Source organism: Roseateles oligotrophus, assembly GCF_014204525.1.
GTDB classification, from domain to species: Bacteria; Pseudomonadota; Gammaproteobacteria; order Burkholderiales; family Burkholderiaceae_C; genus Paucibacter_A; species Paucibacter_A oligotrophus_A.
On record NZ_JACHLP010000003.1, the window covers coordinates 204,875 to 222,475 of the forward strand.

Here is a 17,601-nt window from a genome sequence, read left to right on the forward strand (position 1 = left end):
CAACTCCCATGGCATCGCGTACGTCCCCGCCCAGGTTTCCCGACCCCAAGCCGGGCGAGACCATTTACGGTGTCTGTTCGCGATATCACGCCCAGAACGGCTTCCACAGTCATGACGCGAGCTCCCTGGCGCTGTTGGGCACACGCATGGGTCGATCAAAGTTTGAGCTTCCATATGGTCTGGGGCAGTTGGAGATCGCCTCTAACGGGCGCATCAAGGCGTCAATGGAATGTCTGAGGGAGCGGACCGTCTTGTGCACTGCGATCCCATTCATGCACTCATCGGAACGCGCCAACCTCTTGCGGATGGTCCGGAGCAGCGACCACGACGCCGTCAGCATGGCAAAGCTGCAGTTGTCCAGAGAAGGGTGGTCCATCACACACGAGTTGCGGCTATGCCCCGAATGCCTGAAGGAGGACCGCGACCGCTTTGGTTTCGCGATCTGGCACACGACACATCAGGCGCTCGGGGTATGGGTGTGCGCGCGCCATTGCTCGCCTCTTTGCGGCGTTCCTCCGCGCCAGCGACCTCGCGGTTGGCTCACGGCCCAGGATGCATCACGGCTCAGCGTCACGGTGGCTGCCAGTGCGAGAGGACTGGAACTGCTCTCACACATTGCCTTCTGTTCGGCCTGGATCGCTCAGCAGCCACACCTTGAGCATGAGGCGTTGGGGTCCATGGTTCGTCGTCGGCTCACGCGGCTTGGAGTGGTCAGCTCCGAAGTCAATACGTCTAAGGCGGAACTCACCGCTTTTGCGCAGGAGGTCTGGTGGGAGGCCTGCTCGCTGCCGTCACAGCACTTTGGGCGCTTCGCTGACACCTCCTGGGTACGAAAGACGCTCTTGTTCAAAGACTATTCGCATCCCTTGAGGTGGTGCGTCCTCGTCGGAGCTACCTCATTTCTGCAGTGTCTGACCCGCCCTGTCAGTCCACGCATCGAGGGCCACATCTCTGCTCTGGCGATCACCCGCGCATTGGCTGCTGAGTACGCGCAAGCGATTCGGGAATTGCCAGAACGGAGCCTCTTCTCAGAACTCAAGACGGCTCATCGTGCCGCCGCTCCAGCGGAGCTGTATGAAGCGATGTCATCGGGCGGCTCCCTCTCCGATGCCGCGGTCGGCACGGGCATGTCATCGCAAGAGGTAGCCCGCTGGCTCAAAAGAGACAGCCTACTGCGTGATCACTGGAAATCCAGCGTAGCCGTGTCCAAAGTAGATGTGGCGAGCCGCGAAATTGTTGAGTTCTTGGATGCACATCCAGGAGCCACTCGACAGGATGTTCTGGCGTCCTGCCTACCGGCCGTCCGTCGCTTGGAATGGTACGACCGCAGCCGCCTCGAGGCGCTGCTCCCCCCTGTGGTCGCGAAGTACGACCGTCAACGCCGGCTGCAGTTCACATAAAGACGATGCAATGAAGGAATGGCCTATCCAGGAAGATGAGTTCCTCAAAGGGTACCGAGGACGCATCGCGCTTTACAACGACTGCTCAACGGTTGCAGACATCCATCGCAAGTTGATGAAAAGGCTCGGCCTCAAAGGAGAGCCTAAACATCATTGCTTCCTGGAGAACGTCGCCTCTGCCTTGGAGACGTCGCCTAGAAATGTTCTCGACCGACACACTCTATGGCCGCTTCTTGCACCATTTATCGAGAACCTGTCTGACTCGACGAATCAGATGAAGATCTTCGCGTCATCCACAATTGGCGCAGGTTTGAGACTCTGTCCCGAGTGCGTTGAGGCAGACTTGCAGCGCCTGTTCTTTTCCTACTGGAGGCGATCCCACCAGACGCCGGGGCAGTTGTCTTGCGCCGAGCATGGCTGTCATCTACTCCGATACGAAGAGAGCACCCTATGCCTTGAACAGCCGGCAAACGTCCTCACGCAAAGCCACCCAGTTCCGACGGAACTTGCAATTGCTTCGACAGAAAACTGGCGGATAAGACTTGCGCTGGGCATCGCCGCACGAATCATGGAAAAGCAAATAGCACTTGATCGCCGTCAGTGCTCTCGTGCCATCAGCACCCAAGCGGAACGGATTGGCCTGAATCCAAGTGCCCCTCGGGGGGCCTACGCGCTGTCGAGGTTGGCCGAGGACTGCTTCTCGCTGGATTGGATATCCGAGGCAATGCCGATGTCCAGGCTCAAAAGCGGTTCTATTTTCAATTTCGTAACAGGGGCCTTCTACGATCAAGGCCCGCGGACGTCGGCCATGTCGATTGCGATTTGTGCAGCCATGGTGTTTGACGATGTTCCGACTGCGATGCGAGCGCTGGGAACAAGGACGCCTACGAAGTCGATTCAGGATGGTTCTCTGGATTTCGACAGTGGCCCAGGTTCTGCAGGGCCGCCAGCGTAGATCAACTCCTCTACGGAGAATGTCTTGAACCGAGGAAAAGGCCAGTCAGGTGGCGCCACATTCAGCGTGACCCGAGCGCCTTCGCGCACCACCTCAACGTAAGGAAGCTCGGGCTTCCAACCGCGGACGAGATAGATGCGCTGGATCCTGCTCATGCCATGAGTTTCGTTCGTCGGCGCGCGATGTCAATGCAGAGGATGGAGAGCCGCCGCCACCGCGGTAGCAAGCAGACGAAAACTCTCACAACTGTGCCTCTCGGTCCGCAGCAATGTCCTGCCCAGGTGCCACGCCTGGTCGCCGACTTTCAAACCGCGGGCTCCCTATTTCTCAGCGATGCGCCGGAACTCCCATGGCGGCGTTGGTCGGGCATCGATCCATAAGCCCGTGCTCGCCAATCTCGCCGCGTTCTCGGCTTCGGCGTAGGCTGAGCGGTCAGCCGGAGTCTGCTCGCGCTCGTAGGCTTTGTAGTGCCAAGCCAGTCCCAGCTCGATCTGCCGCAGACCGCAATCGATGCTGTCGACCGTGAGCTTGCCGATGGCTCGGCCGTACCGGTCGAGCTTCTTCCAGTCGACGCTGGCCACTTGGCCGAACGCGCAGTCGGACATTACCTTCTTGGCGGCTTGGCCGAACGCCTGGCCTTTCTCGGGAGCATCGATACCGGCAATACGGACTTTCACCTGGCGAGGCCCTTCGGTCAACACGGTCACCGTGTCGCCATCGGCCACGCCGATCACCTTACCGGTGACAGTTTCGGCGTGCGCTGTGAACGCAACAATCAGCGCAGCAATTGCGGCATGGACAGTGGTTCGAGAGATGTTCATCTGGGCCGGCTCCTAAGAGGCGCCGCTGTCGCACCTTGCCGGCAACTTCACCAGAACTGATAAGGACGCAGACATCAGTTGCAAGTGCAGGTGCACATGGCGCTACAAAACCTTATCGCGAATGACCTCGTGACCGCAGAGCACTGCATTGATGAGCACTGCTGCGAGTCGAGGCGTCAGGGTGTTCGCCACCAGACTTTGAGAAGAAGAGTTCAGTCCACTTCGTTTCGATCGGTGGGCTGAATTTCTTGACGAGACGATTTACGTTGCCAGCGTGGCGTTGGCTGCGGCAGTCTTCGTCGCAGCAGTGCCCGACTTAGCCGAGCGCTTCTTTGGCGTGTTGACTTTGCTCCCAGACGTAGCTTTAGTCGCGACACTTTTTGCGGTTTTCTTTGCCGCTGGCTTCGGTGCGGCTTTGCTGGTCGTTTTCACGAGCGGCTTGGTGACCTTCTTTGCCGCAGTCTTCTTCTTGGCAGGCTTTGCGCTCACGGCCTTGGACACAGAGGCCACTGCCTTGTTCGCGCTGGTCACCAGGAAGTCATCAATCTGCTTGCCCGCATCCAATGCACTTTTCAGCCAACCTGGTCGCTTGCCCATACCGCTCCATGTATTGCCCAACTCATCGGCGAACTTGGCAACCTTCTTGCTGATCGATTTCGTGGACACACGCCTGGAGGTCGTCTTGTTCGGCGCCCCACCAAACAACTGCTCAACGGTCAGGCCATGCTGAGCAATATCGCGGCGTATCCGGTCGATTACGTTGGTTTGAATGTCTGCAGCCTTCTTTTGCAGCTTCTCGATGTCGCTCATGAGGCGAGCGTAGGACTTGTTCATGCAATCTCCTGTCACTGTGCTAAAGCCGCAACCAACGGGTTACGCAGGCAGGACGATAACACCGCAGCTATTGTCTGTGAGTGGCCGGCAGTTGGCTGGACTTCGGCACTGCAGCGGCTGCGGTCAGTCATCCCCACCCGCCGAACTCACGCTGTCCGACACCAAGCAGTCGCTGGGTGCGGGCGCCGGGCGCTTGTTCGAACGGCGGCTCTACGAGGTACTGCGGTCGAAGCATCCTGGGGGCATTACCCTCACCGCGTGAGGGACCGCTTCTTCCTTGCTTGAACTGGAAGTCCCGACCCGGTGTGATCCTAGGGTTGCTTCGATTCGGCTCCGCAAAGCCGCCATTCAATCAACGTTGAAGGTGTGCGGCGGACCGAGGTTGCCATCGTGCTTGGCATGCAACTCAAGAAATCGAGGAAGGTGGCCTCGACCTTGACGGAGGTCGTTGCAGGAATGCACTTCTGAACGCTCTCCGAGCGCGGGGCCAAGATCCAGACAGCGCTAAGTGGCACGAGAGCTTCAGTGCCGCAATTAGTCGCGAGTTTCCGCTGGAGTGGCTTCTGTACACATTCCCGAGAGCTCGATTCCAGCCGGCACGAATTCGTAGCTTCCACATTGGATTGCTCTCTGATCAACCCACCGCTGTGTCGTGTGCAGCGCTCGCCATCATTGCAAGCATGGTGTTTCTGAGCGCGGAAGTTGCGGTTGCCGAGTTGCGTGCGAATTGAGCCATGTGGCGTGCATTGCTCTAAGACTACCCGGAACGTTGCGAGGCAGCAGCCACGACCCCCGCGTCTGGCAACGACGGGTATCCTGCTGCGCAGCAAGGGATCGCGCCTCGCTAACAAACTCAACTCCCTCCAGAACCATCCTCGGCCGCTGGCGCTCCTTCGAAATTGCGCGTGGGACATGCTCATTCCGCGACTTCTCGACGGGCTCACGGCTGTGACGTCGGCGGATCCTCTGGGGCTCGACTTCTATGTGGCGGAATTGCTGAGCTTGGATGGCGATGTTGCGGACATCATCAACACTACGAAACTTAGGGCACTGGCAGTGCATCGTCCATCAAGGATGAGCATGCCCTTCTTTGACAACGAGGTGGCAGAGTGGCTCGGCAACCGCGTCGGATCCAAGCAGCTGGATGGACTGCTCGACTCGCTCGATTCCGCCGCGGCGCTTGAGCGCGCCGCGCGCAGACCGTCGATTTCCTTCGAACGCATCCTGCAAGGGGACCGGGCTCATCTGATGCGGCTGATTGCTGAGCGCAAATGCTGAACATGGGGCTGCCTAGCCATAAGGGCCGCGCGACCAGATCGACGAACGATCAAGGGGACCGGCCGAGGTGCGCTGAAGATATCCGGGCGACGGATCGAACCGGTGGGCAGCCATGCATGCCCGTGACGTCGCGAAGGTGATCCTTCAGGCGCTGGAGAAGGGAGCCGCTGGAAGGAATTGGCATGAGGCTGTCGAAGACCCAGTCCCTTATCGCCAGTTCGCTGAAGCCATCGCCAACCTACTGAACCTACCCCGAGTCGGGAAGGTTGCCGATGACGAGATTTAGATCGCTAACCCGGCCAGTAGCTGGTCGCGGACGCCGTGCGTGAGTGCGGCAGCCTGGACATCCTTATGAGTAACGCGGTCCGGCAGCAGAGCCCCGAGTCCATTTTTGACATCAGCACAGAGTAGTTCGACTGCACCTTCAAGACCAACATTTACCACCGCTCTGCCTGTACAAGGCGGCGATCTCTCATTTACACGAGGGAAGTTCGATCATCCACGCTGAACCGCCCCGGTCTTAAACTGACCCCAGAAGTTGGACGGCTGGAAGCTAGCAGGCCAATGCCTGAATTCGGTACTGGACCGGGCTCAAGCCATTGAGTTTTAGCTTAATGCGTTGATGGTTGTAGTAGTGAATGTAGCGGCGTAGGCCCCTCTTCATGTCTTCGATGTCAGCGAATTTGTTGAGGTAGAAGAACTCGGACTTGAGCGTGCCGAAGAAGCTCTCCATGGCGGCGTTGTCCAGGCAATTGCCTTTCTCGACATGCTTTGCGTCAGCCTTGGGCGCTGAGTTGCTTGCGATACGCAGGCATCTGGTAGTGGGCGGATTCAACCGGCCGTCGCAACACCTTCAATCAAGGAGGTGTTTATGGGACGACCAGCGGGGTGGATGCAGAAGTTGACGGGACGAGGTCCGATGCGCTCGCCGGGTGCACCGTCGCATCGGCGCGAGACGGAACACCAGTTCTGGAGGCAGATCGCAACCGGAATCACAAGTGAGAAGGCAGCCGAGGCTGTTGGCGTTTCGCAGCCAGTGGGTACTCGCTGGTTCAGGCATCGTGGTGGAATGCCATTGTTTATGTCGAAGCCGGTCTCTGGAAGGTATCTCTCGTTCGCAGAGCGAGAGGAGATTGGGGTTCTGCGAGCTCAGGACGTCGGTGTGCGCGAGATCGCTCGCCGCATTGGACGAAGCCCCTCAACTGTTTCGCGCGAGTTGACACGCAACGCTGCAACTCGTGGCGGCGTGCTCGAGTACCGGGCGTCGGTCGCGCAGTGGAAGTCAGAGCTTGCAGCCCGCAGGCCCAAGCCGGCCAAGCTGGTGAAGAATCCACGCCTGCGCCAATATGTCCAAGACCGCCTGGAGGGCAAGATTCATGATGCTCAAGGGCGCGAGGTTGCGGGGCCTCAGCAAGCCCCTTTCATTGGTCGCAATAAACCACATCGCGGCGACCGCAAATGGGTCAATGGCTGGTCGCCGGAGCAGATTGCCAACCGGCTGCAAGTGGACTTCCCCGAAGATCAGTCCATGCGCATTTCTCACGAAGCAATCTACCAGGCGCTCTACATCCAGGGGCGAGGCGCTCTCAAGCGCGAACTGGTGAGCTATCTGCGCTCTGGGCGCGCTTTGCGCGTTCCACGAGCAAGGGCACAGGCCGCGGCATGGGCTCATGTTAACGAGGAAGTGATGATCTCCAACCGCCCGGCAGAAGTGGAAGATCGCGCTGTTCCTGGTCATTGGGAAGGCGACCTAATCATCGGCTTGGGCAGGTCTGCAATCGGGACGCTAGTCGAGCGATCAAGCCGCTTCACCATGCTCGTGCACCTGCCGCGCGAGGAAGGCTATGGCCTCACACCGCGGGTCAAGAACGGCCCCGCGCTGGCGGGGTACGGCGCGATCACGATGACCAACGCGCTGAAGAGAACAGTGGCCAAGCTGCCTAGTCAGCTATGGCAATCATTGACTTGGGATCGAGGCAAAGAGCTGTCCGACCATGCTCGGTTCACCATCGAATCGGGAGTGAAGGTCTTCTTTGCCGATCCACACAGTCCATGGCAGCGCGGCACAAACGAGAACACGAACGGGCTGCTCCGCCAATACTTCCCCAAGGGCACTGACTTGTCTCGGTGGAGTGAGCAAGAGATACAGGCCGTGGCCCGGACATTGAACAATAGGCCCCGCAAAACGCTGGGTTGGAAGACACCGGCTGAAGCACTGAATGACTACCTAAAATCGGCCGCGTAATCCGGTGTTGCGACGGCCGGTTGAATCCGCCGTGCCATCCCTGGTCGGAGTGCAGGAGCGGCGTGGCGTTCTGCCCCCTAAGCTTCGCGAGCGCCTTGTTGAGCATGTTCCCGACAAGTGAGTAAAGGGGGCGCTGCTGCATCTCGATTGTCACGATTTCACCGTTGTACAGGTCCATGACAGGTGACAGGTACAGCTTTGCGCCGCGCACTCTGAGTTCGGTCACGTCAGTCACCCATTTCTCGTTCGGCCGCGCTGCATCGAACTGGCGATCGAGCACGTTCGGCGATGAGGCCAACTCGCCCCGGTAGAAGCAGTAGCTCTTCGGCCGAACCAGCGATTTCAGGCCGAGGCCGTTCATCAGGCGCTGCACTGTCTTGTGGTTCACTGCCTGGCTCGCATGACGCAGCTCAGCGGTGATGCGTCGATAGCCGCAGCGGCCTTTACGGCGCTCATAGACGCCCTTGATGCTTGACTTCAAACCTGCGTACCTGTCAACGATCTCCAAGACCTTGGCTTGGTAGTAGAACGTGCTTCGCGACAAGCCCGCGACGGTCAGCAGCATCGACAACGGGTAGTCTGGCCTCAGCTCGAGGACGGCTAGCGCTCTTTCTGCGCGGCTTGCCGATTGGCTCGAACCAAGGCCTCCAATTTTTTAGGTAAGCCACCTCCGGGCGCAGTCTTTCAACCTCTTCACGCAACGCACGGTTTGAGCTGGTGTCGTCCGTGTCCGGTGGCTCTGGATTTGGCTTGTCTGCCTTCATAGGATGCGCTGGTCTCCTGCCTTCCAGTGCCGCGACACCGCCGCCGTCGAAGGCGCGCCGCCAGACGACAACCTGGTTAGGATTGCGAATATCGCAGATCGCAGCAACCTGCCGACTCGAGAGTCGTTTGCGATCTTGATGCGTCAGCACGTGGAGCTTTAATTCAGCAGTGTACGCACCGCGTTTCGGCTGTAGTGCGGCAACTCCGTGCAGTCGGTAGTGATTGACCCAGGTCCGAATCTTCTCCTCAGGCTGACCAGCGCCGGGCAAGCAGCTTCGCGCCGCCTTCTCCAGCCAGAAAGCTCTCAACAACCTTGAGCTTGAACTTTGTTTCGTACTTCCCATGGGACCCCTTGAAGTTTGTCCAACTTCTGGGGGGCAGTTCAAACCCGGGGAGTGTCACACCTCCTATTGGGCCTTCGTTCTAAGGCTCGGAGAGATCCAGCGAACCTGGGGCGATTCACCTGAGGCCTCCATCCCTAAATCACTATCGGATCGAAACGGTGGCTCAGATTTGCAACGGCCTGGATATCGCCGAGCTTCAATTGAGGGCATGTGTGTCGGTCGTTCCACACCGATGGCCCCTTTGGCCGCTATCTGGTGCCGTTCTTGTCGACAACACCAAAGGTGTTCCCTTCAGGGTCTTGGTAATGGACCCAGCGGGTTCCCAAATAGTCACCAATCTCACTGCTGGGCCGAACGCCCTGCTGAAGGAGCCACGCCATGGCGGGCTCAAGTCGGCCCACGGCGAATGAAAAACGGCTGGATTGCTGCGCGGGCGTCTTCTTTGTGGAGGAGGCAACGCCGCCGGACCAGATTTCGAGGAGCGCTCCGCCGCCAATGCTGAAGATGTGACACCCGTCGTGCTTCTCGAGTGCGTCGAGGCCGACCTGTAGCTCATAAAAGTTGGAGACGAGGGTCAGGTCGGCAACGCGAAGCCCGACGTGGGCGATTCCATGTGAATGAAGCATGGCCAGGATTGTTATGCCATGACCGACTTGGTGCAAGTCCGACTGCGAACTTTGACAGTGGTCATGACTGGGGGGCACCCCTATATTGCGGAACATTGCCTGGCGTGCCGTGCGTCCAGATCGTTCATTCAATCCGCAATTTCCTTGATGCGTCATCGTCATTTCGGCCTCCAGGAGGTCCGCAACGCCTATCAGGCACCTGGCTCCGGAAGCCACCCACTGCGAGATAGCCGCGACAACGTAATCTCTTCCAGGTGGGTGGCGCTCTCCCTCCTGTTCACTTGCGTCGAATTACTGGCAGCCGAAGCAGTGGCGCCGCAGCCCGCGGCGTCCGTGCCGGCTGGCGCCGCGCAGCTGGTGCAACGTGTCGAAGTGTCCGGCCATTCTGAAGTGAATGAGCGACGTGCCGCCGTTGGAAGCAAGGAAATCCTGACATCCGCAGAATTGACCCGCTATGGGGACGCAACGCTCGCCGAAGCGCTTCGCCGAGTGCCTGGTATCACGGTCCAGGTCTCTTCCGGCGGCAACGTTCAATTTGGCATGCGCGGGTTGGGCGCAGCCTATACCCAGCTGATGATCAACGGGTTACCCGCCACGTCCGGTGTCAACATTGGCAGCATCGCGCCGGAGCTGATTGAGCGGGTCGAGGTGCTCCGCACTCCCACTGCGGCGCTAGGCACCCAGGCGGTCGCAGGAACAATCAATATCGTCCTCAAACAGGCCGGGGTGAAGTCGCAGAGGAAGCTCAAGGCGCTCATGGGCATCCAGGAGCGTCAGGCAGCCGAAGCTGCCTCGCTGCAATGGACGGAAGCAAGCGGGCCTTCATCCTATGCCGTTGGTCTTTCGCTCAATCGCGACGGTGCGAAGCAATCCGAGCATCAAGCACTGAGTTCGACCGTCGAGGGGAACAGCGTGGGTCAGCAATCCACGTCCAAGCGGTCGAAGCAAGCGACGACTCGTGGCGACGCAACGCTTGGTACACAGTGGACCCTGTCCCCGACGGAAAAGCTCAGCCTGAATCTGCTCGGCAGGCTCCAACGCTACACCGATGATTCAGCACAACAGACGGTCACGGTGCTGGGCGCGGAACCCGACCTGCCGAATGCGGATTACAGCTACGTTCAGGACTATCGGCTCCTGCGCGCAAACGGCGAATGGAAACGCAAGATTTCTGAAAGGTCCGATCTGACGGTCACCCTCGCCGGCGACGGAGGACACCGCGCCACCACGGCCCCGCTGTCAGGCTTTCTGTCGAATGACGATATCGTCCTGCTTCAGATGGATAAGGGAAGCATCACTGAGCGTACATGGTCGGCCGCAGCCAAGTATTCAAGGGATATCAGCGAGTCTCACGAGGTCGATGTCGGGGTGTCGATGAACGACAGTCGCCGGCAAGAGTCGCGAAAACGCGAAGAGACGACCTGGGGAGACCGTCAACCCAATTCCTTCTCGGAGTCGTACGAGTCGGTCATTCAACGGCGGAGCGTTTATCTCCAGGACGAATGGACCGTTGAGAAAAACCTGTTGCTCTACGGCGGTCTGCGCTGGGAAACCGTATCCACCCGTGCCCAGGACGAATCCCTGGCAACCATCAAGCGGAGCACGCAGGCCACAAGTCCGATCCTTCAGGTCGCCTGGACCCCGCCCGGCCTTACCAAGGACCGGCTTCGTCTGTCGGTTGCGCGGACCTTCCGTGTTCCAACGGCTCGCGAACTCGTGCCGCGCCGCTACACCATGGTGAACAACAGCCCCGTCATGCCAGATACGCAGGGCAACGCGTGGCTGAAGCCCGAGCGTGCGTTGGGCCTGGATGTGTCTTACGAACATGCACTGTGGACGTCAGGGAGCGTAGCGATCAGCAGCTACGCGAAGAGAATTCAGGACGTCATCATGACGCAGCTGAGCGAGGTCAATGGCGTCTGGATTTCGCAGCCTGTAAATGCGGGCATCGCCCGGATGTGGGGTCTGGAGATGCAGGCAAGGTTTCCTTTGAAAGAATCACAGCTTCGGTGGCCGATCACCCTTCACGGCGCAGTTTCTCTCAACAGGTCGGAGGTCTTGTCTGTATCCAAGCCTGATAACCGCCTGGCATCGCAAGCGCCCTACACTTTGAACGCGGGCGCTACCTATGACGCCTCCCAAGCGCTGACGCTGGGGGTCGATCTTTCTCTCCTTGCGGCCACTAGGGCTCGAATCTCAACCATCGAAACGAGCTATCGGTCGATCCGTAAAACCCTGGACGGCAGTGCGCTCTGGCGGTGGCGCAAGGATGCGGACCTTCGATTGACAGTGTCCAATGCCCTTCAGCCTGACGCCGTCACAGAGCTGCGCTACCAGAGTGGAAACAGAGCCTTCCTGCAACGGACGACAAGCTCCTCCAACCCCGGTTTCAAGCTCGCGCTGGAAATGCGCATCTAGCCCTGAACACCGACGAAATGAGTGGGTGATTCACGTGAGTGATTCAATGCCGATGTCTTGACGATGCAGCCAGGGGCGGGTGTATGAATGCAACGTGGCCATGGCGGCTCGCCATGGACGAAGCGACACGGGCCATTGGCCTGTCCGATCCCAATCCGCGTGTTGGTTGCGTCATTGTCGGAATGGACGGCGCCACGATTCTTGGGAAGGGTTACACCCAGCGGGCAGGAGGCGCGCACGCGGAGGTGATGGCGCTGCGTGATGCACAGGCGAAGGGCCATGACGTGCGTTGTTCCACCGCCTACGTGACGCTGGAACCGTGTGCCCATTTTGGAAGGACACCGCCGTGTTGCGACGCACTCGTAGCGGCCGGCCTCGGTCGGGTGCATATCGCCGTGCAGGACCCCAACCCGGCCGTCCAAGGTCAAGGTGCAGCTCGATTGCGGGCGGCGGGCATTAGGGTCGAATGGGCGCCAGAGGATATCGAACGTGAATGCCGGGGGCTGAATATCGGCTTCTTGTCGCGCATGGAGCGCGGACGCCCCTGGGTGCGGATGAAGATGGCCGTGACGCTGGATGGGTATTCCGCCCTGACGGATGGACGCAGTCAATGGATCACGAGCCCCGATGCACGGCAGGACGGGCATCACTGGCGCAGTCGTTCGGGCGCGATCCTGACAGGCATCGGCACCGTTCTGCGCGACGATCCGGCCATGACAGCCCGCCTCGAAGGCCATAAATGTGAGCAGCCGCTGCGCTGCGTCGTGGACGCCCGGCTAGAGATGCCGCTGGACTCGAAACTGCTGAAGCAAGCAGGGCCGGTGCGAATCTATACGGCGTGTGGAGATAGGGAGCGACGCAGGGTGCTGAAGGATCGCGGTGTTAGCCTGGTTGACGTGCCGACCGATGGCAAGGCTCGGCTGGATCTACCTTCCGTATTAGCGGACATCGGCAATTTGGCCGTGAATGAATTGCACGTCGAAGCAGGAGCTCGACTCAGCGGTGCACTGTTTCAAACAGGGATGGTGGATGAGTTGCTGATCTATATGGCGCCTCGGCTGCTGAGCAAGGGCGCAGGACTCCTGGCCCTGCCCGTCCCAACAACACTGGACGAAGCGCCGCACCTTCGTTTCGAATCGCTTGCCATGATTGGGACTGACGCCCGTTTACAGCTTCGTGTAGTTCCCGCCCCGCCTGGAACCCCCTATCCAGGGGTCGGACCCTGTTAAGTTTGACAGTTTGTTGAAAGGCGAAGGCCGTGCAACATAGACCTGTACCCAAGGTTACGTCAAAGTCCGATGAAGTTCATAAGCGCTGGCCGTTCCACACTATCCTCCCATCAACATGTTGCATTAGCCGCCTATCGCCATCGCGTTTTTGTGGACCGTTTGGGTTGGTCGCTCCCGGGTGAACCCGGGTATGAACAGGATCAGTTTGATCGCGAGGACACGGTGCATGTGCTCGCTTTGGGCGAAGAGGGTGAAATCGCTGGATACGCCCGTTTACTGCCGACCACTGGTGCGTATCTGCTGGACAGTGTTTTCCCCCATTTACTCGACGGCATAACCCCTCCCCGTAGTGAGCGGGTGTGGGAATTGTCAAGGTTTGCGGCCATGAAGCCCGGTGGTTCTGCAAAAAGGAGAATCAGCCGATTCATGTCCGAGAATCTGCTCCTGCATGTCGCGCGATATTGTGCAGCGCAGGGCGTTGAGACTTTGCTCGCGGTGGCAACCCTGCCTGTTGAACGGCTCATGCAGCGGGTGGGTGTCTCCATGTGCCGCCTTGGACCCCCATCGGTGGGTGCTTCATCTCCCATCGTTGCCATGTCCATCGACCTGAATTCAGTGACGTTCGAGGCCCTGTCGCGTTTTGAGACCAGCAATAGCCAGCCCCACGGACACCTGCGAATACGGTGTTCTCGGGAGACGAAGGTCTGCACGCTGGGTGAATGGGTGGCCGCGTCCGCTGCGTGACGTGGATCCGTATGCGCGCAGGGTGGTGACCCGCGCGCTTCATGCCCGCTAGGGAAGGTCTGCAAAACACGATCTGCGACGTGTCGAGAGTCGGCTGGCGCCTCGCAGTCGTCTGTCTACGTTCGGGTAAGCTCTTGAGCACCCTCGGTCGCACTGCTTGGCCGCAGTTCTCAGCGTCTGAAGCGGCCGCTTTGGCCACTTTAATGTGGAACACATCGCCAGCCGAGCGTGGCAGGGCCTGACCTGACTCCGGCCTGATCGGTGAGACGCGAAGGGGAAGTGCTCAGCCGGCTGCGTGCGGGGCGATTAAGCCGTGCTTTCGCAGCATCTTGAGTCAACGCGGGGCGTTGCGTGCCACGTTCAGCGGCTCGTAGGCGGACCGTTCTTGGCCTTCGAGTAGTACGGGTCCAGGACCTGCACCAGCACGCCCCACGGCACCACTTGCTCCATCTCTTCCAGGAACTCGCGCTTGCATGTCTTCTTCGTGGAGAGGTTGAATCCAAATCCGAGCTGCTTCATGTGCGGCATGCTCCCCGAACCGTCACGCTCCTGCAAGATCAGTGCGGGGTTTTGCAGAGTCTACTTAGAGCCTCATCAATGAGCGAGCAAAACGCTGCCTCGACAGTCAGTCACCACAGCAAGCCGAGCATCGACGCACGCGCGACCGCGCTTGTCTTGTTGTTAACGCCCAGTTTTTGCACCACGCTATTGATGTGAAACGCGACGGTGCGCTCGGATATATTCATCAGCGCGGCGATGATCGCGGCTGATTTTCCATCTGCGGACCATCTCAATACCTCGACTTCCCGGCCTGAGAGCAATGGCATCTTTTCATTGATGACCGGATCGCTACAAGCTTGTTTCGCCAGAAAATGGCTCTTGCCGAGCAGCCAGCTCAAGCGCTCCTCTTTGTCCCGCAATTCCTCAATGTCCAATGCGGGTCCGGAACGAGCGAGCACCAGCATGCTGTAGATGCCCTCCGGATCCCGTCTTGATTGGGCCCATCCATACCGCAATCCATAGGACTGGGCGGTCTGCCAGAATTCTGGAACAGTGGAGAAGAATTCATCCGACCAGACAATGGCGCTCGATGAGCGCATGCCGTGCAGGACGGTTGGGTCGATTTCCAGGTATCCGCGCTCGCGATACAGGCGTTCCCATTCGGGAGGGTAATTGGTGTAGAACACAGTGCGGGGCCGTGTCACGGGGACAGGCATTCGCAGCCCGTGGCAGCAGTGTTCGAACCCCAGTTCCCTGGCAAATTCGGCAATTTGTTCAAATGCGGCCCGCGACTCTACATTGTCGTCAAGCACGGTCGAATCTTCTTTATCCATTCCCCCACCCACTCTTCACCGGCAACGGCCTGCAGCATTGCGGTCGTCGTCCTGGTGTCCGAACGCAGTTTATCGTTGCCTTGCCCAGAATAATCGGACACCCTCCTGAAAGTGACGGATCAATCGAGGGGACATGCAGGGATTGACAGTTTCTTTCCGTGGCGGCACGTAAGAACATCTGGCTCTCGCCCGTTGAAATTGAAGCCATGCCTGCCGTTAATCGTTGCTATCTGGACAGCTATCTAAGCGACCTCTGCGTGGGCCTCGGCCGATCCACACGAGCCGAAGCATTGCGCGCGTATTGCTCCAAACTGGCGGCGAAGATGTCGCCAAACCTGTATTTCTGGACTGATTCCAACGAAAGTACCGCACGGAGTCAGGCCATGCACCATTTCGTTGCAAATGCTCAGTGGTCGGAGTCCGCCTTGCTCGAGCGGGCTTGGCGTAATCTGCGCGGCCAGCTGTCCGACCGCATTAGGTATCTGTCACTCGATTGCGTTGGGATCAGGCGAGGGGGCTCGCATTGCGTCGGCGTTGCCAGACAATATGCATCCCACGCCGGCAGACACGATAACTGCCAGGTGGCTATCACCCTGTCACTGGTGCTGGACGATGATGTCGTCCCCATGAACTGTGGGCTCTATCTCCCTCGGGAATGGATGGAAGCTTCCAGTCGACTGGCCCGTGTAGGCGTTCCTGCGGACGTGTGCTATGCCACCCGTTCTCAGTTGGCGACCAGCCGCTTGTGTGAACTTCTCAATCAGGGAGTGCCCGCACGCACCGTCATCGCGGATGAATGTCTCGGCGATGACGAAGCGTTTCGGCAAGCGCTTGATGCGATAGGCGCCACCTACACCGTGGCGGTCAGTGCTTCAACACAGGTGCGCAAAGATTCGAGTGCACTGCTGGCCGTCAGTGATCTCGCATGCTCACTGCCGCACGAGCGAATCTTCCTGATGGGAACGAAGGACCGCTCCGGACGCATGGGCATCGGGAAGTTCGCGATGGTCAGGGTGAGGCCAGTGGAAGTCGCTGGGAACGATAATCGGTGGCTCATCGTGAGGTGGGATGCGGGGGGGCGCTCACCCAGGTCTTACGCATTGTCGTCCTTGCCGGCGGACGCGTCGCCCCGGGAGCTCGTCCAATCCATTCGCCCTCACTCCGATCGGGAGGAGGATGCCTCCATGCTGCTCGAGAGGCTGAACCTGCCCGAATATGACGGACGCAGCTGGCGAGGTTTTCACCATCATGTTGCGCTAGCCATGGCGACGTACGCATTTCTCGCCGCTTCGAGGTGCCGTGATTCGCAAAATCGCCGTGTGATGGAGCACAGCGGCTTGCATCATTTGCTGCGCGACGAGCACGGAACTACAGCGTTGGCCAGCCACTGACCGACGGGGGCGCGCCACGCAGCTCCCGCTGGCAACGTGACCAATTCCCGCGGCGTTCGTCCGAGGCTGAGCGCCTTCGTCTGATCCCCAGCCCAACGCTTCCATTGCTTTCGCGTTCTTGATTTGAAACCTGCCTCAGCTTGATTCCTGATGTCCCGTTTGGTGATTGCTTTGGTACGTGCCACATCCACGATAAGGTTGGCGAGTAAGCCTCGCAGGTCAAAGCGTCGATTGAACCGGTAGGCAAAGGCTGCAAGGTAATGGCCACCGTACTTGCGGTAGCTCAACGCATGGAAGGCGCCAGCCAATGTGGTCTTGAGGTTGCCCAGCATGGTGTTGACCCACATGAAGTCAGGCAGGTCACGCGGCTTGAGGCCGCCGACGACTTTGGGGTGGTGGACGCAGCCAGCATCAACCACCGCCGCGAAGCACGCGAGTCCATCGCTAACCACCAAGCTGCCCGGCACCAGACTGGCCTTGGCCCAGTTGGCAATGGCTTGATTGGAGAAGGCGCTGACCAAGCTGAGCTTAAGAAATTTTGGATAGCCCTTGGCATCGACCGACACGGCGGCCACGAAGGGCACCTTGTTCTCGGAGCCTCGACCGGGCTTGCCGCCGGAGCGCTCGCCACCCAGGTAGGCATCGTCCAACTGCACAACGCCGCCCAAGGGATGACTACCATCCTGCTGTGCCATGGCGCTGTTGATGCGCTGGTGCAGCAACCAGGCCGTGGGGTAGCTCACGCCCAGTTGGCGCTTGAGCGCCAGGGCTGACAACCCGGTCTTGGCTTGGCTGATCAGATAGATGGCAAGAAACCAGGTCGTCAGTGGCAACTTGGTGTGCTCCATCAAGGTACCGGCAGTCAGCGAAGTCTGATGCCGGCAAGCTTGGCACTGAAACAACTTGCGAGCCCCGTGGCCGACAACATAGTGCTCAGCCACTGCACATCGCGGGCAACGAAATCCATCAGGCCAGCGCGCCAAGGTCAAAGCGTGTGAGCACTGTGCTTCGGCGCCGAACCTGCTGAGGAACTCTGGGATCGACATGCCGGGTTGGAACTGGATTTGGTGGCTGGACATGGGCAAACTCCTTGTTCGAAGTCCCCACGTTATGACCTCACTGGCTCAGGAGATGAGCCTGCTGAGGCAGGTTTCCAATCAGGTTCGCGTTTGCCAGATTCGCCGCTGTATTGCAGCGGCGGCAGGGGAACGTTCGAG

At 59.3% G+C, this 17,601-nt stretch carries 12 protein-coding genes and 4 pseudogenes; 8 read left to right on the forward strand and 8 right to left on the reverse strand.

Annotated elements, in window-relative coordinates:
* Window positions 1–8: 8 nt before the first annotated feature.
* Window positions 9–1,400 carry a TniQ family protein gene (locus tag HNP55_RS08545; RefSeq protein WP_184298234.1) on the forward strand — a complete coding sequence of 464 codons (1,392 nt, stop codon included), beginning with the start codon at window positions 9–11 and terminating at the stop codon, window positions 1,398–1,400.
* 10 nt (window positions 1,401–1,410) lie between these two features.
* A complete protein-coding gene (locus HNP55_RS08550) occupies window positions 1,411–2,355 on the forward strand; it encodes a TniQ family protein (protein WP_184298236.1) in 945 nt (314 codons plus the stop codon).
* Window positions 2,356–2,675: 320 nt separating this feature from the next.
* Here the strand turns inward: HNP55_RS08550 and HNP55_RS08555 are convergent, their stop codons facing one another.
* Window positions 2,676–3,176: a thermonuclease family protein gene (locus tag HNP55_RS08555; RefSeq protein WP_184298238.1), complete on the reverse strand. Its 501-nt coding sequence runs from the start codon at window positions 3,174–3,176 to the stop codon at window positions 2,676–2,678.
* 261 nt (window positions 3,177–3,437) lie between these two features.
* The gene (locus HNP55_RS08560) at window positions 3,438–4,010 is read right to left on the reverse strand and encodes an H-NS family nucleoid-associated regulatory protein (RefSeq protein WP_184298240.1); all 573 of its coding nucleotides are present in this window, start codon (window positions 4,008–4,010) and stop codon (window positions 3,438–3,440) included.
* 912 nt (window positions 4,011–4,922) lie between these two features.
* Between HNP55_RS08560 and HNP55_RS08565 the strand changes: the two genes are divergently transcribed.
* Window positions 4,923–5,288 carry a hypothetical protein gene (locus tag HNP55_RS08565; protein WP_184298242.1) on the forward strand — a complete coding sequence of 122 codons (366 nt, stop codon included), beginning with the start codon at window positions 4,923–4,925 and terminating at the stop codon, window positions 5,286–5,288.
* A gap of 553 nt (window positions 5,289–5,841) precedes the next feature.
* Here HNP55_RS08565 and HNP55_RS08570 read toward each other — a convergent pair.
* A pseudogene (locus tag HNP55_RS08570) lies at window positions 5,842–6,109 on the reverse strand (IS3 family transposase); the annotation flags it as partial.
* A 71-nt stretch (window positions 6,110–6,180) separates the two neighbouring features.
* Here HNP55_RS08570 and HNP55_RS08575 point away from each other — a divergent pair.
* On the forward strand, window positions 6,181–7,533 hold the full coding sequence (locus HNP55_RS08575) for an IS30 family transposase (protein WP_184298243.1): 1,353 nt from the start codon (window positions 6,181–6,183) through the stop codon (window positions 7,531–7,533).
* Window positions 7,534–7,576: 43 nt separating this feature from the next.
* Here the strand turns inward: HNP55_RS08575 and HNP55_RS24840 are convergent.
* Window positions 7,577–8,185: pseudogene (locus tag HNP55_RS24840) on the reverse strand (IS3 family transposase); the annotation flags it as partial.
* Between the two features lie 705 nt (window positions 8,186–8,890).
* A complete protein-coding gene (locus tag HNP55_RS08585; protein WP_184298245.1) occupies window positions 8,891–9,430 on the reverse strand; it encodes a VOC family protein in 540 nt (179 codons plus the stop codon).
* Between HNP55_RS08585 and HNP55_RS08590 the strand changes: the two genes are divergently transcribed.
* The 3 genes from HNP55_RS08590 to HNP55_RS08600 all read left to right on the forward strand — a co-directional run bounded on the left by HNP55_RS08590 (window position 9,416) and on the right by HNP55_RS08600 (window position 13,659).
* Window positions 9,416–11,686 (forward strand): TonB-dependent receptor plug domain-containing protein, encoded by a 2,271-nt coding sequence (locus tag HNP55_RS08590; RefSeq protein ID WP_184298247.1) that lies wholly within the window; start codon window positions 9,416–9,418, stop codon window positions 11,684–11,686. The genes HNP55_RS08585 and HNP55_RS08590 overlap by 15 nt on opposite strands.
* 113 nt (window positions 11,687–11,799) lie before the next feature.
* On the forward strand, window positions 11,800–12,915 hold the full coding sequence (ribD, locus tag HNP55_RS08595) for a bifunctional diaminohydroxyphosphoribosylaminopyrimidine deaminase/5-amino-6-(5-phosphoribosylamino)uracil reductase RibD (RefSeq protein WP_246448292.1): 1,116 nt from the start codon (window positions 11,800–11,802) through the stop codon (window positions 12,913–12,915).
* Window positions 12,916–12,984: 69 nt separating this feature from the next.
* Window positions 12,985–13,659 (forward strand): acyl-homoserine-lactone synthase, encoded by a 675-nt coding sequence (locus tag HNP55_RS08600; RefSeq protein ID WP_184298251.1) that lies wholly within the window; start codon window positions 12,985–12,987, stop codon window positions 13,657–13,659.
* Window positions 13,660–14,031: 372 nt separating this feature from the next.
* Here HNP55_RS08600 and HNP55_RS08605 read toward each other — a convergent pair.
* Together HNP55_RS08605 and HNP55_RS08610 are read right to left on the reverse strand one after the other, a co-directional pair.
* A pseudogene (locus HNP55_RS08605) lies at window positions 14,032–14,178 on the reverse strand (IS5/IS1182 family transposase); the annotation flags it as partial.
* A 110-nt stretch (window positions 14,179–14,288) separates the two neighbouring features.
* Window positions 14,289–14,993: a LuxR family transcriptional regulator gene (locus HNP55_RS08610; RefSeq protein ID WP_184298253.1), complete on the reverse strand. Its 705-nt coding sequence runs from the start codon at window positions 14,991–14,993 to the stop codon at window positions 14,289–14,291.
* Window positions 14,994–15,151: 158 nt separating this feature from the next.
* Between HNP55_RS08610 and HNP55_RS08615 the strand changes: the two genes are divergently transcribed.
* Entirely contained in the window at window positions 15,152–16,384 is a 1,233-nt protein-coding gene (locus HNP55_RS08615) for an IS701 family transposase (protein WP_184298254.1), read from the forward strand.
* Window positions 16,385–16,530: 146 nt separating this feature from the next.
* Here HNP55_RS08615 and HNP55_RS08620 read toward each other — a convergent pair.
* Window positions 16,531–17,463, reverse strand: a pseudogene (locus HNP55_RS08620) (IS1595 family transposase); the annotation flags it as partial.
* Between the last annotated feature and the right edge of the window lie 138 nt (window positions 17,464–17,601).

What these genes read in the sequence shown, in the direction of transcription:
- HNP55_RS08560 (WP_184298240.1), bottom strand. Translation starts at nt 4,010, where the DNA reads ATGAACAAGTCCTACGCTCGCCTCATGAGCGACATCGAGAAGCTGCAA.
- HNP55_RS08545 (WP_184298234.1), top strand. Translation starts at nt 9, where the DNA reads ATGGCATCGCGTACGTCCCCGCCCAGGTTTCCCGACCCCAAGCCGGGC.
- HNP55_RS08600 (WP_184298251.1), top strand. Translation starts at nt 12,985, where the DNA reads ATGAAGTTCATAAGCGCTGGCCGTTCCACACTATCCTCCCATCAACAT.
- ribD (WP_246448292.1), top strand. Translation starts at nt 11,800, where the DNA reads ATGGACGAAGCGACACGGGCCATTGGCCTGTCCGATCCCAATCCGCGT.
- HNP55_RS08585 (WP_184298245.1), bottom strand. Translation starts at nt 9,430, where the DNA reads ATGACGATGACGCATCAAGGAAATTGCGGATTGAATGAACGATCTGGA.
- HNP55_RS08575 (WP_184298243.1), top strand. Translation starts at nt 6,181, where the DNA reads ATGCAGAAGTTGACGGGACGAGGTCCGATGCGCTCGCCGGGTGCACCG.
- HNP55_RS08550 (WP_184298236.1), top strand. Translation starts at nt 1,411, where the DNA reads ATGAAGGAATGGCCTATCCAGGAAGATGAGTTCCTCAAAGGGTACCGA.
- HNP55_RS08555 (WP_184298238.1), bottom strand. Translation starts at nt 3,176, where the DNA reads ATGAACATCTCTCGAACCACTGTCCATGCCGCAATTGCTGCGCTGATT.
- HNP55_RS08610 (WP_184298253.1), bottom strand. Translation starts at nt 14,993, where the DNA reads ATGGATAAAGAAGATTCGACCGTGCTTGACGACAATGTAGAGTCGCGG.
- HNP55_RS08590 (WP_184298247.1), top strand. Translation starts at nt 9,416, where the DNA reads ATGCGTCATCGTCATTTCGGCCTCCAGGAGGTCCGCAACGCCTATCAG.
- HNP55_RS08565 (WP_184298242.1), top strand. Translation starts at nt 4,923, where the DNA reads ATGCTCATTCCGCGACTTCTCGACGGGCTCACGGCTGTGACGTCGGCG.